The organism is Streptomyces sp. GS7, from assembly GCF_009834125.1.
GTDB lineage: Bacteria > Actinomycetota > Actinomycetes > Streptomycetales > Streptomycetaceae > Streptomyces.
Window position 1 is genome coordinate 5127850 of sequence record NZ_CP047146.1, and the last position, 23787, is coordinate 5151636.

Genomic DNA, 23787 nt, shown 5'->3' on the forward strand with positions numbered 1-23787 from the left:
TACGAGAGCTGCCCGTGCCCGGCATCCATCGCCACACAGCACTGTGCGCCGCCGGGCTTTCCGGTGGCGCACAGTTGTCGGTGCGTGCAAACCGGCCGGTACTGTCCGGGAGATATCAGTACCGGCCGGCCCGTCGGCTCAGGACAGGCCGAGTTCGTTGTCGAGGAGGTCGAAGACCTCATCGTCGGAGGCGGACTCGAAGTCGAAGTCGCCGTCAGGCGAGGACTCGTCGTGCCCGACTGCCCCGCCGTTGTCCCGCAGGGCGTTCCACTTCGCGGTGAGGACCTCCAGGCGGCCGGCTATCTGCTTGTGGACCTCCGCCGTGACGTCGAGTCCGCCGAAGGTCTTCTCCAGCCTCTTGAGTTCGCCGAGGAGCGCCTCCGGGCCGGAAGAGGGATCGGGGGCGATCCGGGCATGGACGTGATCGACGAGTTCCGCCGGGGTCGGGTGGTCGAAGAGCAGGGTCGCCGGCAGGCGGATTCCGGTGAGGGCGCTCAGGCGGTTGCGGAGTTCGACCGCGGTCAGGGAGTCGAAACCCAGGTCCAGGAACGCACGGTCCTGGTCGATTTCCGTGCCTCCGGTGTGCCCGAGAACCGCCGCGACCTGGGCTCGTACGGCGTCCAGTACGACCTCGCGCCCCTCTGCCGCCGATAGGCCGGCCAGGCGCTGGGCGAAAGCGGCCGCGGCGTCGCCGTCCGCCGCGGCCGTGCGGCGACCAGGGGTCCGGATCAGGCCGCGCAGCAGTGGCTGGGGCTCGCCTTGGGCGCGTAGCGCCGCCAGATCCAGGCGCACGGGGAGCGCCATGGGTTCGGTGGTGGCGAGCGCGGCGTCGAAGAGTGCCACGCCCTGCTCGGCAGACAGCGGTGGCATCCCCTGACGGGCGATGCGCTGCAGGTCGGCATCGGTGAGCGTACCGGTCATACCGCTGTCCTGGGACCACGGGCCCCACGCCAACGACGTCGCCGCCAACCCCACCCCACGACGGTGACGCGCCAGCCCGTCCAAGAAGGCGTTGCCCGCAGCATAGTTGGCCTGACCGGGACTACCGATCGTGCCCGCCACCGACGAGAACACCACAAACGCGTCCAAGTCCTGATCCCTGGTCGCCTCGTGGAGATTCCAGGCCCCATCCACCTTCGGACGCAACACCGCAGCCAACCGCCCCGGCGTCAACGACTCCACCACACCGTCATCCAACGCACCCGCCGTATGCACCACAGCCGACACAGCATGACGACCGATCAAGTCCGCCACAGCCACCGCATCCGTGACATCACACGCCTCCACCACAACCTCGGCACCACAGTCCCGAAGCTCGGCGACCAGCTCCCCAACCCCCTCCGCGGCCGGACCACGACGGCTCACCAACAGCAGACTCCGCACCCCATGCTCAGCCACCACATGCCGAGCCACCACACGCCCCAGACCACCCGTACCACCCGTGATCAAAACCGTGCCCGACACATCCCAAACATGAGCCCCCCGCACCTCGGCACGGGCCAGCCGCGGCGCCAGCACCTCACCACCACGCACCAGCAGCTCGGGCTCGTCGGTCGCAAGCCCCTGCGCCAACACGGCAACATCGGCGTCACCGTCCAAGTCCACCAGTCCGAAACGACCCGGATGCTCCGACTGAGCCGACCGCACCAGACCCCACACCGCAGCACCCGCAAGATCCACACCGGACACCGCACCACGCGTCACGAACACCAGACGCGACGCAGCAAACCGGTCATCGACCAGCCACGACTGAATCACCTCCAACGCCCAAGCCGTAGCCGCGTGAACGGACTCCACCGTGCCGATGGAGTCGGCAGTGCCGGCAGGCACCGCGACCAGGAAGGTTCCGGGCATCGGTGCCTCGGTCAGGGAAGCTGCTTCCGGGTACGTCCGCAACGGCTCGCCCTCCGGGCCGGTGCCGAGCTCGACGCGGTCGTCCGTGAGCGGTACGGGGACCCAGTCGACCGTGAAGAGGGTGTCCCGTTCAGCGGCCTGCAACTGCCCGGCCGAGAGCGGACGCACCACCAGCGACTCCACCGACGCCACCGGCACACCGGCCGAATCCGCGATCGCGACCGACAACACACCACCCGCGGTGCGGACCCGGACACGCACCCGCGAAGCACCAGACGCATGCAGACAAACCCCACCCCACGAGAAGGGAACAGCCCCAGCCTCCGCACCCCCCAGCGCCGCCACATGCAACGCAGCATCGAAGAGCGCAGGGTGCAGCCCATAACCAGCACCATCCACCCCCTCAGGCAACCCCACCTCCGCATACACCTCCTCACCAAGCCGCCAGGCCGCCAACAAACCCTGGAAAGCCGGCCCATACATCAACCCAGCATCAGCGAGACGGTCATAGCAATCCGCCACCTCCACCCGCTCCGCACCCCGCGGAGGCCACACCGCAGCATCAAAAGAAACCACCTCCGCCCCCAAAGCCACCGCACCACTGGCATGCAACGTCCACGGACCCTCACCCACACGCGCATGCACCGACACCGACCGGCGACCACCCCCCTCCAACTCCCCCACCCACACCTGCACCTGCACACCACCACCCGACACCGGCAACACCAACGGCGCCGCAAGCGTCAACTCCTCCACCACACCACACCCGACCTCACCGGCCGCCCACAACACCAACTCCACCAACGCCGTCCCCGGCACCAACACCGACCCCAACACCACATGATCCGCCAACCACGGATGCGACGACAACGACAACCGCCCCGTGAACAACAACCCACCAGAACCAGCCAGCTCCACCACCGCACCCAACAACGGATGCCCAACCGAACCCAAACCCACCGACCGCACATCACCCACACGCACAACCCCACCCGACGGCCAGAACCGCTCACGCTGGAACGCATACGTCGGCAAATCCACCCACCGCGCACCCACACCGGCGATGACGGTGGACCAGTCGACCGGCACGCCGTGGGCATGCAGTCGTGCCACGGCCGTGAGCAGGGCCGATGCCTCGGGACGGTCCTTGCGCAGTACGGGTGCCAGTACCGACTCGTCCGCGGCGGACTCCGCGGCGAGCGCGGAGAGGGAGCCGTCGGGACCGAGCTCCAGGAACGCAGAGACGCCCTGTTCACGCAGCACGCCGACGCCGTCGGCGAACCGCACGGCCTCGCGGACGTGGCTGACCCAGTACTCCGCGGAGCACAGCTGTTCCGCGGCGGCGGGCTCGCCGGTGACGTTCGAGACGACGGCCAACTGCGGCTGGCCGTAGGACAGTTCCGCGGCGACGGCGCGGAAGTCGGCAAGCATCGGTTCCATCAGCGGGGAGTGGAAGGCGTGCGAGACCCGCAGCCGACTGGTCTTGCGACCCTCACCCTCGAAATACGCGGCAACGGCAAGCACCGCCTCCTCCACACCGGAGACGACAACCGACGACGGACCGTTGACCGCAGCGATCGCCACACCGCCGACCAGCCGCGCACGCACCTCCTCCTCCGTCGCCCGCACCGCCACCATCGCACCACCGACCGGCAACGCCTGCATCAACCGACCCCGCGCCGCCACCAACACACAGGCATCAGTGAGCGAGAACACCCCGGCGACGTGAGCGGCGGCGATCTCCCCGACGGAGTGCCCCAGCAGGTGGTCCGGGCGCACGTGCCAGGACTCCAACAGGCGGAACAGTGCAACCTCGACCGCGAACAGGGACGCCTGGGCGTAGGCGGTCTGATTCAGCAGCTCCGCGTCCGTACCCCAGACGACGTCCCGCAGAGGCCGGTCCAGGTGCTCGTCCAAGGCGGCGCACACCCCGTCGAACGCCTCCGCGAACACCCGATAGCGGTCATACAACTCCCGCCCCATACCCAGGCGCTGCGAACCCTGCCCGGAGAAGAGGAAGGCCAGCTTGCCGGTGCGGGTCCGGTCCTGGGCCACGACGGCGGGCTCGCTGCGGCCCTCGGCGAGGGCGGACAACGAGCGCAGCAGTTCCTCCCGGTTCGCGGCCAGGATCACCGCGCGGTGGGTGAACGCCGAGCGGCCCCTCGCAAGTGCGTGGGCGACGTCGGTGATCCGCGCCCCCGGTTCTCCGTCGGACAGGCGGGACAGCAGTCGGGCCGCCTGGGCCCGCAACGCCGGCTCGCTCCGGGCCGACAGCAGCACGGGAACCTCGGCCCCCGCCGCCGCGTCGTCGGCCTCGTCCGGCTCGGTCGCGTCCGTGGTCGGCTCGGGCTGCTCCAGGATCACGTGCGCGTTCGTGCCACTGATCCCGAACGAGGAGACGCCCGCGCGGCGCGGTCCCTCCCCCTGCGGCCACTCGGTCGCAGAGGTCAACAACTCCACCGAGCCCGCACTCCAGTCCACATGCCTGGACGGAGCATCAACGTGCAACGTCCGCGGCAGCACACCGTGCCCCATCGCCAACACCATCTTGATGATCCCCGCGACACCCGACGCCGCCTGCGCATGACCGATGTTCGACTTGACCGAACCCAACAGCAACGGCCGATCCGCAGGACGCTCCTGACCATAGGTGGCCAGCAGCGCCTGGGCCTCGATCGGGTCACCCAACGTCGTACCCGTACCGTGCGCCTCGACCGCGTCGACATCCGCCGCGGCCAACCCCGCACTGGCCAACGCCTGCCGGATCACCCGCTGCTGCGACGGACCGTTCGGCGCCGTCAGACCATTCGACGCACCATCCTGATTCACCGCGGAACCACGCACCACCGCCAACACCCGGTGCCCCAGACGACGCGCATCCGACAGACGCTCCAGCACCAGGATTCCCGCGCCCTCACCCCAACCGACACCGTCGGCCGCATCCGCGAACGCCTTGCAACGCCCATCGGCGGCCAGTCCGCGCTGCCGCGAGAACTCCACAAAGGTCAGCGGCGTCGACATCACCGTCACGCCGCCGGCGAGCGCCAGCGAGCACTCACCCGCCCGCAACGCCTGCGCCGCCAGATGCAACGCCACCAACGACGACGAGCACGCCGTATCCACCGTGACCGCCGGACCCTCGAAACCGAAGGTGTACGACACCCGGCCGGAGGCGACGCTGCCCGCGCTGCCGCTGCCCTGGTAGCCCTCGAACTCGCGCCCCGAGAGCAGCGTCGAGTAGTCGTGGTACATAACGCCGGCGAAGACACCCGTCCGGCTGCCCCGCAGGGCGGCCGGGTCCATTCCGGCGCGCTCCAGCGCCTCCCAGGTCGTCTCCAGCAGCAGCCGCTGCTGCGAGTCCGTCGTCAACGCCTCCCGGGGACTCATCCCGAAGAACTCCGGGTCGAACTCCGCGGCGTCATAGAGGAACCCACCGGAGCGGGTGGCGACGGCGCCCTCCTGCTCAGGGTCGTCGGTGTCCGGGATCTCCCAGCCCCGGTCGGTCGGGAAGTCCGAGATGGCGTCCACTCCCTCCGACACCAGCCGCCACAGATCCTCGGGCGAGCCGACACCGCCCGGGAAGCGGCAACTCATGCCGACGATCACCACCGGGTCGTCCGCCAGGGACGGGAGGGCGGAGACCGGTAGGGGCGTCCCGGTCTCCGTCTCCGACTCCGCGCCGAACAGCTCGTCCAGGAGGTGGCCCGCCAGGGCCTCGGCGGTCGGGTAGTCGAACACGGTCGTGGCCGGGAGCCGCAGTCCGGTGGCCTTGCCCAGCTGGTTGCGGAGTTCGACCGCGGTCAGCGAGTCGAAACCGAGGTCCTGGAAGGCCCGGTCCGGAGCGACCGTTTCCGGGCTCGCGTGACCCAGGACCGTCGCGATCTGGCCGCGTACGAGGTCCAGCAACGCCTCGCGGCGCTCCGCCGTGGACAGCCCGGTCAGGCGCTGCACGATGCCGGTTGCCGCGACGGCGCCGGACCTGCGGGTCCGCGTCCGGATCAGGCCGCGCAGCAGTGGCTGGGGCTCGCCTTGGGCGCGTAGCGCCGCCAGATCCAGGCGCACGGGGAGCGCCATGGGTTCGGTGGTGGCGAGCGCGGCGTCGAAGAGTGCCACGCCCTGCTCGGCAGACAGCGGTGGCATCCCCTGACGGGCGATGCGCTGCAGGTCGGCATCGGTGAGCGTACCGGTCATACCGCTGTCCTGGGACCACGGGCCCCACGCCAACGACGTCGCCGCCAACCCCACCCCACGACGGTGACGCGCCAGCCCGTCCAAGAAGGCGTTGCCCGCAGCATAGTTGGCCTGACCGGGACTACCGATCGTGCCCGCCACCGACGAGAACACCACAAACGCGTCCAAGTCCTGATCCCTGGTCGCCTCGTGGAGATTCCAGGCCCCATCCACCTTCGGACGCAACACCGCAGCCAACCGCCCCGGCGTCAACGACTCCACCACACCGTCATCCAACGCACCCGCCGTATGCACCACAGCCGACACAGCATGACGACCGATCAAGTCCGCCACAGCCACCGCATCCGTGACATCACACGCCTCCACCACAACCTCGGCACCACAGTCCCGAAGCTCGGCGACCAGCTCCCCAACCCCCTCCGCGGCCGGACCACGACGGCTCACCAACAGCAGACTCCGCACCCCATGCTCAGCCACCACATGCCGAGCCACCACACGCCCCAGACCACCCGTACCACCCGTGATCAAAACCGTGCCCGACACATCCCAAACATGAGCCCCCCGCACCTCGGCACGGGCCAGCCGCGGCGCCAGCACCTCACCACCACGCACCAGCAGCTCGGGCTCGTCGGTCGCAAGCCCCTGCGCCAACACGGCAACATCGGCGTCACCGTCCAAGTCCACCAGTCCGAAACGACCCGGATGCTCCGACTGAGCCGACCGCACCAGACCCCACACCGCAGCACCCGCAAGATCCACACCGGACACCGCACCACGCGTCACGAACACCAGACGCGACGCAGCAAACCGGTCATCGACCAGCCACGACTGAATCACCTCCAACGCCCAAGCCGTAGCCGCGTGAACGGACTCCACCGTGCCGATGGAGTCGGCAGTGCCGGCAGGCACCGCGACCAGGAAGGTTCCGGGCATCGGTGCCTCGGTCAGGGAAGCTGCTTCCGGGTACGTCCGCAACGGCTCGCCCTCCGGGCCGGTGCCGAGCTCGACGCGGTCGTCCGTGAGCGGTACGGGGACCCAGTCGACCGTGAAGAGGGTGTCCCGTTCAGCGGCCTGCAACTGCCCGGCCGAGAGCGGACGCACCACCAGCGACTCCACCGACGCCACCGGCACACCGGCCGAATCCGCGATCGCGACCGACAACACACCACCCGCGGTGCGGACCCGGACACGCACCCGCGAAGCACCAGACGCATGCAGACAAACCCCACCCCACGAGAAGGGAACAGCCCCAGCCTCCGCACCCCCCAGCGCCGCCACATGCAACGCAGCATCGAAGAGCGCAGGGTGCAGCCCATAACCAGCACCATCCACCCCCTCAGGCAACCCCACCTCCGCATACACCTCCTCACCAAGCCGCCAGGCCGCCAACAAACCCTGGAAAGCCGGCCCATACATCAACCCAGCATCAGCGAGACGGTCATAGCAATCCGCCACCTCCACCCGCTCCGCACCCCGCGGAGGCCACACCGCAGCATCAAAAGAAACCACCTCCGCCCCCAAAGCCACCGCACCACTGGCATGCAACGTCCACGGACCCTCACCCACACGCGCATGCACCGACACCGACCGGCGACCACCCCCCTCCAACTCCCCCACCCACACCTGCACCTGCACACCACCACCCGACACCGGCAACACCAACGGCGCCGCAAGCGTCAACTCCTCCACCACACCACACCCGACCTCACCGGCCGCCCACAACACCAACTCCACCAACGCCGTCCCCGGCACCAACACCGACCCCAACACCACATGATCCGCCAACCACGGATGCGACGACAACGACAACCGCCCCGTGAACAACAACCCACCAGAACCAGCCAGCTCCACCACCGCACCCAACAACGGATGCCCAACCGAACCCAAACCCACCGACCGCACATCACCCACACGCACAACCCCACCCGACGGCCAGAACCGCTCACGCTGGAACGCATACGTCGGCAAATCCACCCACCGCGCACCCACACCGGTGAACAGGGCTGCCCAGTCCACGCTCGCGCCCCGGACGTACAGCTGTGCCAGGGCGCCCAGCAGTGCCGTCTCCTCGGGCCGGTCCTTGCGCAGTACGGGAGCGAGCACGGCGTCGTCCGGTGCCGACTCCCGGGCCATCGCCGAGAGCGCACCGTCCGGGCCGAGTTCGAGGAAGCGTGTCACGCCTTCCGTCCGCAGGGCCCGTATTCCGTCCGCGAAGCGCACCGCTTCGCGGACGTGCCGGACCCAGTAGTCGGCCTGCGCGAGCTGTTCGGGCTCGGCGAGTCGGCCCGTCAGGTTGGAAACGACCGGGATCGTCGGGGTGCCGAAGGACAGTCGGGCCACCACGGCACGGAACTCCTCCAGCATCGGTTCCATCAGCGGGGAGTGGAAGGCGTGCGAGACCCGCAGCCGACTGGTCTTGCGACCCTCACCCTCGAAATACGCGGCAACGGCAAGCACCGCCTCCTCCACACCGGAGACGACAACCGACGACGGACCGTTGACCGCAGCGATCGCCACACCGCCGACCAGCCGCGCACGCACCTCCTCCTCCGTCGCCCGCACCGCCACCATCGCACCACCGACCGGCAACGCCTGCATCAACCGACCCCGCGCCGCCACCAACACACAGGCATCAGTGAGCGAGAACACCCCGGCGACGTGAGCGGCGGCGATCTCCCCGACGGAGTGCCCGGCCACGAAGTCGGTGCGCACGCCCCACGACTCCGCCAGGCGGTACAGCGCAACCTCGATGGCGAACAGGGACGCCTGGGCGTAGGCGGTCTGGTTCAGCAGCTCCGCGTCCGTACCCCAGACGACCTCGCGCAGGGGCCGGTCCAGGTGCTCGTCCAGTGCGGCGCACACCGCGTCGAACGCCTCCGCGAACACCCGATAGCGGTCATACAACTCCCGCCCCATACCCAGACGTTGCGAACTCTGCCCGGAGAAGAGGAAGGCGGTCTTCCCTGTGCCCGACGGGCCCTCCGCCAGGCCGGCGTCGGACTCACCCACCGCGAGCGCGGACAGGGCGCGCACCAGCGCTTCGCGGTCCTGGCCCCACACCACCGCACGGTTTTGGAAGCTGGACCGTCCCGTCACCAGAGAGTGGCCGATGTGCCGCGCGGACAGCGTTTCGCGGCCGGCGACCAGGGAAAGCAGGCGTGCCGCCTGGCAGCGCAGCGCGGCCTCGCTTCTGCCGGAGAGCACCCACGCCGACGCGCCGGGCTCGTCCTCGGCCTCCTCCGGTATGGCGTCGTCCGCGACCGGCTCGGGCTGCTCCAGGATCACGTGCGCGTTCGTGCCACTGACGCCGAACGAGGAGACGCCCGCGCGGCGCGGTCCCTCCCCCTGTGGCCACTCGGTCGCAGAGGTCAACAACTCCACCGAGCCCGCACTCCAGTCCACATGCCTGGACGGAGCATCAACGTGCAGCGTCCGCGGCAGCACACCGTGCCCCATCGCCAACACCATCTTGATGATCCCCGCGACACCCGACGCCGCCTGCGCATGGCCGATGTTCGACTTGACCGAACCCAACAGCAACGGCCGATCCGCAGGACGCTCCCGGCCGTAGGTGGCCAGCAGCGCCTGGGCCTCGATCGGGTCACCGAGCGTGGTGCCGGTGCCGTGCGCCTCCACGGCGTCCACGTCGGCGGCGGTCAGTCGGGCATTGGCCAGTGCCTGGCGGATCACCCGCTGCTGCGACGGACCGTTCGGCGCCGTCAGACCATTCGACGCACCATCCTGATTCACCGCGGAACCACGCACCACCGCCAACACCCGGTGCCCCAGACGACGCGCATCCGACAGACGCTCCAGCACGAGCATGCCCGCGCCCTCGCCCCAACCGACACCGTCGGCCGCATCCGCGAACGCCTTGCAACGCCCATCGGCGGCCAGTCCGCGCTGCCGCGAGAACTCCACAAACGTCGTCGGGGTGGACATCACCGTCACGCCGCCGGCGAGCGCCAGCGAGCACTCACCCGCCCGCAACGCCTGCGCCGCCAGATGCAACGCCACCAACGACGACGAGCACGCCGTATCCACCGTGACCGCCGGACCCTCGAAACCGAAGGTGTACGACACCCGGCCGGAGGCGATACTGGCCGCGCTGCCGTTGCTGCGGAATCCCTCGAACTGGTCGCCTACGAGGAGGTCTTCGTAATCGGTGTACATCACGCCTGCGAAGACACCCGTCCGGCTGCCGCGTAGCGACGTCGGGTCGATGCCCGTCCGCTCGATGGCCTCCCAGGTCGTCTCCAGCAGCAGCCGCTGCTGCGAGTCCGTCGCCAGCGCCTCCCGCGGGCTCATCCCGAAGAACTCCGGGTCGAACTCCGGTGCCTCGTGGAGGAATCCTCCGGAGCGGGAGTACGAGGTGCCAAGCGCCTCAGGGTCCGGGTTGTAGAGACTTTCCACGTCCCAACCGCGGTCGGTGGGGAAGTCGGACACCGCGTCCACGCCCTCGGACACCAACCGCCAGAGGTCCTCGGGAGAGGCGACGCCGCCCGGGTAGCGGCAGCTCATGCCGACGATCACCACCGGGTCGTCGGCCGCCGCCACCAGCGACGGCACCCTCACCGACGCCTCGGCCTCCCCCTGCGCGCCGAACAACTCGGCCAGCAGGAAGTCGACGAGCGTGCCGGCCGTGGGGTAGTCGAAGACCGCGGTGGCCGAAAGGCGCATGCCGCTCGCCGTGTTGAGCCGGTTGCGGAGTTCGACCGCGGTCAGCGAGTCGAAACCGAGGTCCTGGAAGGCCCGGTCCGGATCGACGGTCTCCGGGCTCGCGTGACCCAGGACCACGGCGATCTGGGCGCGCACCAAGTCCAGCAGTGCCTCACGCCGTTCCGCCGTGCCGAGTCCGGACAGACGCCCCAGCAGGCCGGCGGCCGCGGCCGAGTCGGCCACCGCCGAGCGCCGGGCGCGGGTCCGGATCAGACCGCGCAGCAAGGGGGGCACCTCTCCCTGCTCGCGCAGTCCCGCCAAGTCGAAGCGCACGGGGAGTAGTTCGGCACCTTCGGCCGCCAGTGCGGCGTCGAAGAGTGCCACGCCCTGCTCGGCAGACAGCGGTGGCATGCCCTGACGGGCCATGCGCTGCAGGTCGGCATCGGTGAGCGTACCGGTCATACCGCTGTCCTGGGACCACGGGCCCCACGCCAACGACGTCGCCGCAAGCCCCACCGCACGACGGTGACGCGCCAATCCGTCCAAGAAGGCGTTGCCCGCAGCATAGTTGGCCTGACCGGGACTACCGATCGTGCCCGCCACCGACGAGAACACCACAAACGCGTCAAGCTCTATGCCCTTGGTCGCCTCGTGGAGATTCCAGGCCGCATCCACCTTCGGACGCAACACCGCAGCCAACCGCCCCGGCGTCAACGACTCCACCACACCGTCATCCAACACACCCGCCGTATGCACCACAGCCGACACAGCATGACGACCGATCAAGTCCGCCACAGCCACCGCATCCGTGACATCGCACGCCTCCACCACTACCTCGGCACCGCAGTCCCGAAGCTCGGCGACCAGCTCCTCAGCCCCCTCCGCGGCCGGACCACGACGGCTCACCAGCAACAGACTCCGCACCCCATGCTCAGCCACCACATGCCGAGCCACCACACGCCCCAGACCACCCGTACCACCCGTGATCAAAACCGTGCCCGACACATCCCAAACATGAGCCCCCCGCACCTCGGCACGCACCAACCGCGGCACCAGCACCTCACCACCACGCAGCGCCAGCTGCGGCTCATCCGACGCCAACGCCCGAGGCAGAAGCCCCATTTCGGCCTCACCGTCCAGATCCACCAGACCGAAACGACCCGGATGCTCCGACTGGGCCGACCGCACCAGACCCCACACCGCAGCACCCGCAAGATCCACACCGGACACCGCACCATGCGTCACGAACACCAGACGCGACGCAGCAAACCGGTCATCGACCAGCCACGACTGAATCACCTCCAACGCCCACGCCGTAGCCGCGTGAACGGACTCCACCGTGCCGACGGACTCGGCAGTGCCGGCAGGCACCGGCATCAGCACCGCACCGGGCGTACGGGCGGATGCGGCCAGGGCGTCCAAGTCCGTGTGGTGCTCGACCACGTCCGCCGGCCACTGGGCGGTCGGGCCCGTGGGGAAGCCGATCGCGGCGACGGTCTCCGCGCCGGCCTGGGGCAGGTGTACGGGGTTCCACTGGAGGCGGAACAGCGCGTCGCGGGCGACCGGGTCGGGGTCGCTGTGCCACTGGTCGGCGGAGACCGTCCGCAGGACGAGGGCGCCGATGGTGGCTACGGGTTCGCCCGCGGTGTCGGCGACGTCGACGGACACCGTGTCGTTGCCGTGCCGGGTAACCCGGACGCGGACCGTCGCGGCGCCGGAGGCGTGCAGCGAGACGCCCTCCCAGGAGAACGGCACGACCTGTTGGTCGATTCCGTTGAAGGTGACGACGTGCAGGGCCGCGTCGAGCAGCGCCGGGTGCAGGCCGTAGGCGGGCGCGTCGTCTTCGGCCACGGCGGGCAGGGCGACTTCGGCGAAGACCACGTCGCCTCGGCGCCATGCGGTCTGCAGGCCCTGGAAGTGCGGGCCGTAGTCGAATCCGCGGTCGGCCAGGCGGGGGTAGAAGTCGGTCAGGTCGACGGGTTCGGCGTCGGCGGGTGGCCAGGACGCCGAGGTGAAGTCGACGTCCTCCGGGGCCGGTTGCGGGCCGGTGGCGAGTACGCCGGTGGCGTGCTGCGTCCATGGGCGGTCGCCGTCGCCGTCCGTCCTGGAGCGCGCACTGAAGGTGCGGCGGCCGGCCTCGTCGGCCGGTCCCACGTGCAGTTGGAGGTGCACGCCGCCTCGTTCGGGCAGGACGAGCGGGGCGGCCAGAGTCAGTTCGTCGATGCGGTCGCAGCCCACCTCGTCGGCGGCGCGGATCGCGAGTTCGGCGAACGCCGTGCCCGGCAGCAGGACCGAGCCCATCACGACGTGCCCGGCCAGCCACGGGTGGGAGGCGAGCGACAGCCGCGTGGTGAACAGCACGCCGTCGCCGTCGGGCAGTTCCACGGCGGCGCTCAGCAGCGGGTGTCCGGCAGCTTCGAGGCCGACGGCACCGATGTCCCCGGTCCGGGTGTGGTCGGGGGTCGGCCAGAACCGCTGGTGCTGGAAGGCGTACGTCGGCAGGTCGACGGTGTGCGCGTCCCGGCCGACGAGGTATGCGGCCCAGTCGATCGCGGCGCCGTGCACGTGCAGTCGGGTGAGGGCCGCGAGGAGTGTTGCCGCCTCGGGGCGATCCCGGCGCAGGGCGGGGACGAGGACGGTCTCGTCGGGCGCCTCCCGGTCGGCGGCATCACCGCTGTCGGGGAGCGACTCGCGGGCCATGGCCGCGAGCGTTCCGTCCGGGCCGAGTTCGAGGAACCGCGTCACGCCCTGGGCGGAGAGGGCGCCGATCCCGTCGGCGAACCGCACGGCCTCGCGGACGTGGGTCACCCAGTATTCGGGTGTGCGCAGTTGCTCTGGGGTGGCGAGTTCGCCGGTGACGTTCGAGACGACGGCCAACTGCGGCTCGCCGTAGGACAGTTCCGCGGCGACGGCGCGGAAGTCGGCAAGCATCGGTTCCATCAGCGGGGAGTGGAAGGCCTGCGAGACCCGCAGCCGACTGGTCTTGCGACCCTCACCCTCGAAATACGCGGCAACGGCAAGCACCGCCTCCTCCACACCGGAGACGACAACCGACGACGGACCGTTGACCGCAGCGATCGCCACACCGCCGACCAGCCGCGCACGCACCTCCTCCTCCGTCGCCCGCACCGCCACCATCGCACCACCGACCGGCAACGCCTGCATCAACCGACCCCGCGCCGCCACCAACACACAGGCATCAGTGAGCGAGAACACCCCGGCGACGTGAGCGGCGGCGATCTCCCCGACGGAGTGCCCGGCCACGAAGTCGGTGCGCACGCCCCACGACTCCGCCAGGCGGTACAGCGCAACCTCGATGGCGAACAGGGACGCCTGGGCGTAGGCGGTCTGGTTCAGCAGCTCCGCGTCCGTGCCCCAGACGACCTCGCGCAGGGGCCGGTCCAGGTGCTCGTCCAGTGCGGCGCACACCGCGTCGAACGCCTCGGCGAACACCGGATAGCGGTCATACAACTCCCGTCCCATGCCGAGGCGTTGCGAACCCTGGCCGGAGAAGAGGAAGGCGTCCCGGCCGGTGTGGGCGGTGCCGGTGTCCACTGCGGGGTCGGCCTCGCCCGTGGCCAGTGCGGTCAGGGCGCGCAGCGCGTCGCCGTGGTCGTCGGCGCGGACGGCCGCGCGGTGGGCGAAGGCCGTGCGGTGGGTCGTCAGCGTGTGGGCGGCGTCGGTGAGCCGGGGCGTGGGTTCGCGGTCGAGGTGGGAGCGCAGCCGGGCCGCCTGGGCACGCAGGGCGCTCTCGCTCTTGGCGGAGAGCAGCAGCGGTACCGTCCCTTCGGGGGCGGTGGTGGGCAGCTCGGGTCGGGGGGCCGGGGGCATTTCCAGGACCACGTGCGCGTTGGTTCCGCTGATGCCGAACGCGGAGACGGCGGCGCGGCGGGGACGGTCGGTCTCGGGCCAGTCGGTGTTCTCGGTGAGCAGTTCGACCGCGCCCGCGGTCCAGTCGACGTGGCCGGTGGGCTCGTCGACGTGCAGGGTGCGCGGCAGCACTCCGTACCGCATCGCCAGCACCATCTTGATCACGCCCGCCACACCGGCGGCGGCCTGGGTGTGCCCGAGGTTGGACTTCACCGCGCCCAGCAGCAACGGCCGCTCCACCGGACGCTCCTGACCATAGGTGGCCAGCAGCGCCTGGGCCTCGATCGGGTCACCGAGCGTGGTGCCGGTGCCGTGCGCCTCCACGGCGTCCACGTCGGCGGCGGTCAGTCGGGCGTTGGCCAGTGCCTGGCGGATCACCCGCTGCTGGGACGGACCGCTGGGTGCGCTCAGGCCGTTGGACGCGCCGTCCTGGTTGACGGCCGAGCCGCGTACGACGGCGAGCACCTGGTGGCCGTTGCGCACGGCGTCGCTGAGCCGCTCCACCAGCAGCAGGCCGACGCCCTCGCTCCAGCCGGTGCCGTCGGCGGCGGCCGCGAACGGCTTGCAGCGGCCATCGGGCGCCAGGCCGCGTTGCCGGGCGAACTCCACGAAGAAGGACGGGGTGGACATCACTGTCACGCCGCCGGCGACCGCCAGCGAGCACTCGCCCGCCCGCAGCGCCTGCGCCGCCATGTGCAGGGCCACCAGCGAGGAAGAGCACGCGGTGTCCACCGTGACGGCGGGTCCTTCGAAGCCGAAGGTGTAGGAGACCCGGCCGGAGACGACGCTCATGGCGTTGCCGGTGAGCCGGTGCCCGCCCGCCTCGTCCTGTGCGGTGTCCAGGACCGCCCCGTAGTCCTGGGTGTTGGTGCCCGCGAAGACGCCGGTGCTGCTGCCCCGGAGGGACTCCGGGTCGATGCCGGCCTGTTCGAGCACCTCCCAGGTGGTCTCCAGGAGCAGTCGCTGCTGGGGGTCCATGGCGAGGGCCTCGCGCGGCGAGATGCCGAAGAAGTCGGCGTCGAAGCCGGCCACGTCGGACAGGAAGCCGCCGTCGCGGGCGTAACTGGTGCCCTGGTGGTCGGGGTCGGGGTGGTAGAGCCGGTCCAGGTCCCAGCCGCGGTCGGTGGGCATGGCGGTGATGGCGTCGCCGCCCTCGGCGAGCAGCCGCCACAGGGCCTCGGACGAGTCCACGCCGCCGGGGAAGTGGCAGGCCATGCCGACGATCGCCACCGGCTCGTCGAGGGCGGCGGCCGACGCCTGCACGACCGTGGCGGGGCCCGCCGTGCCCAGGACCTCGGTGCGCAGGTATGCGGCGACCGCGACGGCGCTGGGGTGGTCGAAGAGCAGGGTGGCGGGCAGCCGCAGGCCCGTCGCGGCGGAGAGCCGGTTGCGCAGGTCGACCGCCATCAGCGAGTCGAATCCCTGCTCGCGGAAGGCGCGTTGGGCGTCGACGGTGTCCGGCGAGGGGTGGCCGAGGGCCTTCGCGGCCTCTTCCCTGACCATGGTCAGGAACGCCTGTTCCTGTTCGGCGGGCGGCAGTGCGCCGATCCGGTCGCGCAGGGGGGAGCCTTCGCGGCGCGGGCCGTCCGCGGGGCGGATCGCGCGGCGGGCCTCGGGAAGGTCGCCGATGAGGGGGCTGGGGCGGACGGCGGTCAGCGCGGGGGCGTAGGCGCTCCAGTCGATGTCGGCCACGGTCACGTGCGTCATGCCCTGGGTGAGTGCCTGGCGCAGCGCGGCGAGCGCGGGGGCCGCGGCCATGGGCAGCAGTCCGTCGCGGCTCATCCGGTCGGCGGCATCGCTGTCGACGGCCATGCCGTCGCCCGCCCAGGGGCCCCAGGACACGGAGGTGGCCGGGAGGCCCTGCCGGTGGCGCTGCTCGGCGAGGGCGTCCAAGTAGGCGTTTGCGGCGGCGTAGTTGCCCTGACCGGCGTTGCCCAGGACGCCGACGATCGAGGAGAACAGCACGAAGTGGTCCAGGTCGAGGTCCTGGGTGAGTTCGTGCAGGTTCCGCGCGGCGGTCGCCTTGGGGCGCAGTACGGTCTCGAAGCGCTCGGGGGTGAGTGCGTCCAGCACGCCGTCGTCCAGCACGCCGGCGGCGTGCACGACGCCGGTCAACGGCAGGTGCGGCGGGATGTCCGCGAGGACGGCGGCCAGCGCGTCGCGGTCGGCGGCGTCGCAGGCGGCGAGGGTCACCTTCACGCCGCGGTCGGTGAGTGCGGCCGCGAGTTCGGGTGCGCCGGGGGCCTGCGGGCCGCGGCGGCTGGTGAGCACGAGGTGTTCGGCTCCGGCGTCGGCCAGCCAGTGGGCGAGGTGGGTGCCGAGGGCACCGGTGCCGCCGGTGACCAGCACGGTGCCGTGTGTGCTCCATGGGGTTTCGGCCTCGCCGCCGGGTGCGGTCCGTTCCAGGCGGCGGGCGAAGGTTCCGGACGGGCGGATCGCGACCTGGTCCTCGTCCGAGGCGAGGGCGCTCAGCAGCGCGGCGACGGCCCGCCCGTCCAGGTCCTCGGGGAGGTCGACGAGTCCGCCCCAGGTCTGCGGGAACTCCAGCGCGGCCACCCGGCCCAGGCCCCATGTCTGCGCTTGGGCAGGGCTGTTGAGCGCGTCGTGCCGGTCGACGGCGACGGCGCGACGGGTCACGCTCCACAGCGGTGCCTGGATGTCCGCGGCCTCCAGGGCGCGCAGCAGCGCGGTGGTGGCGGCCAGGCCGCGCGGTACGGAGGGCAGCCGCGGGTGGGGGCGCTCGTCGAGGGCCAGCAGGCAGAGCACGCCGTCGACGGGGGTGTCGGGCCGGGCGAGGGCGTCGCCGGGGTCGTCGGTGCCGGGGAGTACGCGGACGTCGGTGTGCAGGCCGTGGTCGCGCAGGGCGTCGAGCAGGCGGATGGTCCACGGGTCGTCGGCGGCGCCGTCGGGCAGGGCGACGAGCCAGTGTCCGGTGGCGGCGGGGCCGTCGGAGGTGGTGCGCGGGGTCCAGTGGGTGCGGTAGCCGAGGCGGTCCGCGGCGGCCTGGGTCCGGCGCTGCCTGCGCCACGAGGAGAGGGTGGGCAGGAGGCTGCCGAGGGAGTCCGCTTCGCTGCCGTCGATGGCCAGGACGGCCGACAGTTCCTGGAGGTCCTCGCGTTCGACGGCTGCCCAGAACCCGGCCTCGCCCGCCTCCGCGGCGGCCGCCTGGGCCGCGTCGTGGTCGGCGGGGTCCAGCCAGTACCACTGGCGTTGGAAGGCGTAGGTGGGCAGTTCCACGCGGGGGGCGTCGGGTGTGTCCAGGCAGGCGGACCAGTCGACGGGGACGCCGTGCACGAAGGCGGTGGCGATGCCCTCGGTGAGGGTGGGGACTTCGGGGCGGCCGGTGCGCAGGAGGGATACGAGAGCAGGGGAGCCAGGGGGTACGGGCCCGTCGAGGGTGGTCAGGCAGTCCTGCACCATGGGGGTGAGGACGCCACCGGGGCCGATCTCGACGAAGGCGGTGACGCCCTCGGCTTCGAGGGTGCGCACGGCGGCGCAGAAGCGGACCGTTTCGCGGACCTGCCTGACCCAGTAGTCGGGCGAACGCAGTTCCGCTTCGGTGGCCAGGGCACCGGTCACCGTGGACACCACGGGGATACGGGGGGCGTGGAAGGTCAGGCCGCGGGCGACGCGCCGGAAGTCCTCCAGCATGCCGTCCATGTGCGGGGAGTGGAAGGCGTGGCTGACCCGGAGGCGCTTGGTGTGGCGGCCCTGCGCCTCCCAGTGGGCCGCGATCTCGGTGACGGCCTGTTGGTCGCCGGAAATGACGGTGGAGTCGGGCCCGTTGGCGGCCGCGAGGGCGACGTGGTCCTCGTGGCCCGCGAGTCGTTCGCGGATCTCCTCCTCGGTGGCCTGGATCGCGACCATGGCCCCGCCTTCGGGCAGCGCCTGCATGAGGGTGCCGCGCGCGGCGACCAGCCGGGCGGCGTCCTGGAGGGTGAGGACGCCGCTGACGTGGGCGGCGGTGATCTCGCCGATGGAGTGTCCGGCGACGAACCGGGGCACCACGCCCCAGGATTCGGCGAGCCGGAACAGGGCGGTCTCCAGGGCGAACAGGGCGGCCTGGGTGTAGGCGGTCCGGTCGAGCAGGGCGGCCTCGGCGCTGCCTTCCTCGGCGAAGACGACGTCGCGCAGCGGCCGGTCGAGGTGCGGGTCGATCTCGGCGCACACCGCGTCGAAGGCGGTGGCGAACGCGGGGTGCGCTGCGTGCAGTTCGCGTCCCGTGCCCGGGCGCTGGGAGCCCTGCCCGGCGAAGAGGAACGCGGTGGTGGTCTTGGTGGCGAGACCGCTGACCAGGCCGGCGGTGTCGCGGCCCGCGGCCAGGGCGTCCAGGCCGCGTAGGAAGGCCGCCCGGTCGTCGGCGACGACTACGGCGCGGTGGTCCATGAGGGTCCGGGTGTCCACGAGGGCGTGGGCGACGGCGGCCGGTTCGAGGTCGGCCCGGTCCCGTATGTGGTGGCCGAGGCGTTCGGCCTGGGCGCGCAGGGCTCCTTCGGTGCGGGCGGACAGGATCCAGGGCAGCGCGCCGGACCGGGCGGCCGGCTCGGGGGCCGGTTCGGCCTCGGGGGCGGGTGCCTCTTCGAGGATGGCGTGGGCGTTGGTGCCGCTGATGCCGAAGGAGGAGACCGCGGCGCGGCGGGGCCGGCCGGTGCCCGGCCAGGGTTCGGGCTCCGCGAGAAGCCTGGCGTTGCCCTCGCTCCAGTCGACGTGCCCGGTGGGTGCGTCCAGGTGCAGGGTCTTGGGCAGTTGCCCGTGCCGCATCGCCAGGACCATCTTCATCACGCCCGCGATACCGGCGGCGGCCTGGGTGTGCCCGATGTTGGACTTCATGGCGCCGATGAGGACGGGGTGGTCCACGGGGCGCTGCTGCCCGTACGTGGCCAGGAGGGCGTGTGCCTCGACGGGGTCGCCGAGGGCGGTGCCGGTGCCGTGGGCCTCCACCGCGTCGATGTCCGCGGCGACCAGGCCCGCGCCGGCCAGTGCCTGGCGGATGACGCGTTGCTGCGAAGGGCCGTTGGGGGCGGTCAGGCCGTTGGACGCGCCGTCCTGGTTGACGGCGGAGCCCCGCAGCACGGCGAGTACGGGGTGGCCGTTGCGCACGGCGTCGCTGAGCCGCTCGACGAGCAGCAGCCCGACGCCCTCGCTCCAGCCGGTGCCGTCGGCGGCGGCCGCGAACGGCTTGCAGCGGCCGTCGGGGGCCAGGCCGCGCTGCCGGGAAAACTCGACGAACATCTGCGGCGTGGACATCACGGTCGCGCCGCCGACCAGGGCCATGGTGCACTCGCCGCGCCGCAGCGCGTGCGCGGCCAGGTGCAGGGCGACCAGCGACGAGGAGCAGGCCGTGTCCACGGTCAGTGCGGGGCCTTCCAGACCCAGGACGTAGGAGATCCGGCCGGAGGCGATGCTGATGTGGTTGCCGGTCAGCAGGTGTCCGCCGACCTCGTCGGCGCGTTTGTGCCCCTCGGCGTCGTACCCGCCGTGGCCGGTGCCGACGAAGACGCCGGTGCGGCTGCCGGCGAGGGATTCCGGGTCGATGCCGGCGCGTTCGACGGCTTCCCATGCGGTCTCCAGCAGCAGCCGCTGCTGGGGGTCCATGGCGAGCGCCTCGCGCGGGGAGATCCCGAAGAAGCCGGGGTCGAACTCGCCCCCGTCGTGCAGGAATCCGCCCTCGCGCGCGTAGGCGGTGCCCTGGTGGGCCGGGTCGGGGTGGTAGAGCGACTCCAGGTCCCAGCCGCGGTTGCGGGGGAAGGAGGAGATCGCGTCGACGCCGCCGCTCAGCAGTTCCCACAGCTCTTCCGGCGAGCGGACGCCGCCGGGGAGACGGCAGGCCATCGAGACGATCGCGATGGGCTCCCGCTGCTTCGCCTCCGTCTCGTCCAACTGCTGACGAGTCTCGTGAAGGTCTGCGATCGCGCGCTTGAGGTACTCGCGCAGCTTCTCCTCGTTCGACATTCAGGACGCCAATCGCTCGGGGGAATGCCGGACTTGGGGCACAGAGCGCCGACACGCACGTCCGACCGTTTCCCTGCCATCTTCGTCAAGGTCGACTGCGGGTTTCCCTAGATGACGCCCGCTCTGCGAGCGGAGGGATGCTCACGACGTGCTCCGTGCTCCTGCCCGCCGAGCCGTTTGTAGGGTTTTTCCGGTCCCCGGATCGCTAACGTCACGCCGCACGCGTCACGTCACGAAGCACATGTAAGGGGTCTCCCCATGTCCACTGCCTCCCAAGACCTGCCCTGCCTCGACCTCGAACCGCCCAAGATGCTTCAGCTGAGCCCGCTCCTGCAGAGGTTGCAGGACCAGGGGCCGATCCACCGGGTGCGCACGCCCGCCGGGGACGAGGCGTGGCTGGTGACCCGCCACGCCGAACTCAAGCTGCTGCTGCACGACGAGCGCATCGGGCGCACGCACCCCGACCCGGACTCCGCTGCGCAGTACGTACGCAGTCCGTTCCTGAACCTGCTGATCAGCGACGCCGATGCCGAGACCGGGCGTCGGCAGCACGCCGAGACCCGTCGCCTGCTCACACCGTTGTTCTCGGCCCGGCGCGTGAGGGAGATGCAGCCGAAGGTGGAGGAGGCCGCGGAGGCCCTGCTGGACGCGTTCATCGCCCAGGGGCCTCCGGGCGACCTGCACGGCGAGCTCTCCTACCCGTTCGCGCTCGCCGTGCTCTGCGAGGTCATCGGCGTACCGCCGCAACGCCGGGCGGAGTTGACCACTCTGCTGTCCGGCATCGCCCGGCTGGACGACCGTGACGGAGCCCTAAGGGCACAGCGCGACCTGTCCGCGTTCGTGGCACGGCTGGTCGAGTTGAAGCGGGCCGAGCCCGGCCCCGACATCATCTCCCGGCTGAACGGCGGCGAGTTGTCCGAGGACCGCGTGACGCACCTGGCGTCGGGGCTGCTGTTCGCCGGGCTGGACAGCGTCGCGAGCATCCTGGACAACGGCGTGGCGCTGTTGGCCGCCCACCCCGACCAGCGCGCGGCGGCGCTGGCCGACCCCGAGGTGATGGCGCGCGCCGTTGAGGAGGTGCTGCGGTCGGCGCGGGCCGGTGGGTCGGTGCTGCCTCCGCGCTACGCCAGCGAGGACATGGAGTTCGGCGGGGTGACGATCCGGGCCGGGGATCTGGTCCTGTTCGACCTCGGCCTGCCCAACTTCGACGAGCGAGCGTTCACGGGGCCGGAGGAGTTCGACGTCGACCGGGCACCCAACCCGCATCTGTCGTTCGGCCACGGCATCTGGCACTGCATCGGCGCCCCCCTCGCGCGCCTGGAGCTCAAGACGATGTTCACCAAGCTGTTCACGCGGCTGCCGGAACTGCGTCTGGAACACCCGGTGGAGGAGCTGCGCCTGAAGGAGGGCCAGCTGTCCGGCGGCTTCGCCGAGCTTCGGATCACCTGGTAGGGACCGTCCCGGTAGCACCGCCTGCCGCGCCACAACCCGGCCTGGCCGGAGCGCGCGTGCGCCGCGGCCAGGCCGGCGCGAAGGCGCTCGACCCGGCCGCGCGCCGCCGTGGCCAGGCTCCCTCGGCGCGGTGGCCGAGTCTAAGGATTTCCCGGCACCCGGCGTGAGATCAAAGGCACGGTGCGGTCAATCGCCCCGCACCCAGGCGTGCTCGCCGAGTCCAGCCTGCCACCGGTGAAAGGGAATTCATGGAATCCGCCCGACGGCCGATCCTCTTCGTCAGCCTTCCGGAGAGCGGTCTGCTCAATCCGCTGCTCGTACTGGCGGGTGAACTCTCCCGCCAAGGCGTGGCGGACCTCTGGTTCGCCACCGACGAGCCGCGCCGCAACGATGTGAAAGGGATCGCGGAGGGCTCCCCGGTGGAGTTCGCCTCCCTGGGCGGTGTCGACTCCGAGATGTCGGCCGTGACTTGGACCGACGACATCTACCGTGAGGTCACCCAGTCCTCGCGGTTCAGGGCGCACCGCGCGGTCGTGCGGCACACCTACCGGCCCGAGCTCCAGAGGGAGAAGTCCCGCCGACTCCAGGCCGTCGTCGACGAGGTCCAGCCGGCGCTCATGGTCATCGACTGCATCAGCAGCTTCGCCGTCGACGTGGCCATCGCCCGAAAGATCCCGTACGTGCTGAGCGTTCCGTTCCTGCCGAGCAATGTGCTGACCGCGCACACGCCCTTCACCAAGAGCTACACCCCGCGGGGCTTCCCCGTCCCGCACACGGGGCTCTCGCGGCGGATGACGCTCACCCAGCGCGTCAGCAACGAGCTGTTCAAGTGGCGGACCCTGGCGATGTTCCTCAACCCCGAGATGAGCAAGGTCCTCAAGGAGGACGCCCGGCGGCGCAAGGAGGCCGGGCTGCCGGCGCCCAGCACCATGGCCAGGATCGAGCACGCCGACCTGGTGCTGTGCAACTCCATCGCCGAGCTGGACTACCCCTTCGCCATCCCCGAGAAGATGCTGCTGGTGGGTGCCATGGTGCCGCCGCTCCCCGAAGCGCCGGACGACAAGGACCTCTCGCAGTGGCTGGACGCCCAGTCCTCCGTGGTCTACGTGGGGCTCGGGACGATCACCCGGCTGACGCGGGACGAGGTCAACTCCATGGTGGAGGTGGCCCGTCGTCTGGGAGGCCGGCACCAGATGCTGTGGAAGCTGCCCTCGGAACAGCAGCACCTGCTGCCGCCCAGGGAATCGCTGCCGGGCAACCTCCGTGTCGAGAGCTGGGTGCCTTCGCAGATGGACGTACTCGCCCACCCGAACGTGAAGGTGTTCTTCACCCACGGCGGCGGCAACGGCTTCAACGAGGGCATGTACTTCGGCAAACCGCTCGTGGTGCGACCGCTCTGGGTGGACTGCTACGACCAGGCCGTCCGCGGCCGGGACTTCGGCATCAGCCTCACCCTCGACCAGCCGCAGACCATCGACGTCAACGATGTCGTCGACAAGCTCACGAGGGTCCTCAGCACCCCCTCCTTCCACGAGAAGGCGCAGCGGCGGGCCGCCCTGATGCGCTCGGCCGGCGGGCGCGAGACCGCCGCCGGCATGGTTCTCGCGCACCCGGCCCTGGCGTAGGGGCCACCGGCCTCACCCGCCCTGGCCGCTTCCCGTCGCCGGCACACCAGCGCGGCGGAGCGCGAAGGGAGATTCCCACACAACGGTCCGGGGCAGCGGACCGGGCAACTCGGCGCCTCCGCCCAGTCATTGGCGGAGGCGCTTGCCTTTTCACCGTACGGACCGCCGCGCGCCATAACCGGCC

At 71.0% G+C, this 23787-nt stretch carries 3 protein-coding genes; 2 read left to right on the forward strand and 1 reads right to left on the reverse strand.

Going from position 1 to position 23787, the window contains the following annotated elements; genetic code table 11:
- Nucleotides 1-138: 138 nt before the first annotated feature.
- Nucleotides 139-20526: a type I polyketide synthase gene (locus tag GR130_RS22700; protein ID WP_159506394.1), complete on the reverse strand. Its 20388-nt coding sequence runs from the start codon at nt 20524-20526 to the stop codon at nt 139-141.
- Nucleotides 20527-20784: 258 nt separating this feature from the next.
- Between GR130_RS22700 and GR130_RS22705 the strand changes: the two genes are divergently transcribed.
- Both GR130_RS22705 and GR130_RS22710 read left to right on the forward strand, forming a co-directional pair.
- Complete coding sequence (locus GR130_RS22705; RefSeq protein WP_159506395.1) at nt 20785-21978, forward strand: cytochrome P450; 1194 nt, start codon at nt 20785-20787, stop codon at nt 21976-21978.
- A gap of 248 nt (nt 21979-22226) precedes the next feature.
- Nucleotides 22227-23603, forward strand: a complete 1377-nt coding sequence (locus GR130_RS22710) for a glycosyltransferase (RefSeq protein ID WP_159506396.1) — start codon at nt 22227-22229, stop codon at nt 23601-23603.
- Nucleotides 23604-23787 lie beyond the last annotated feature (184 nt).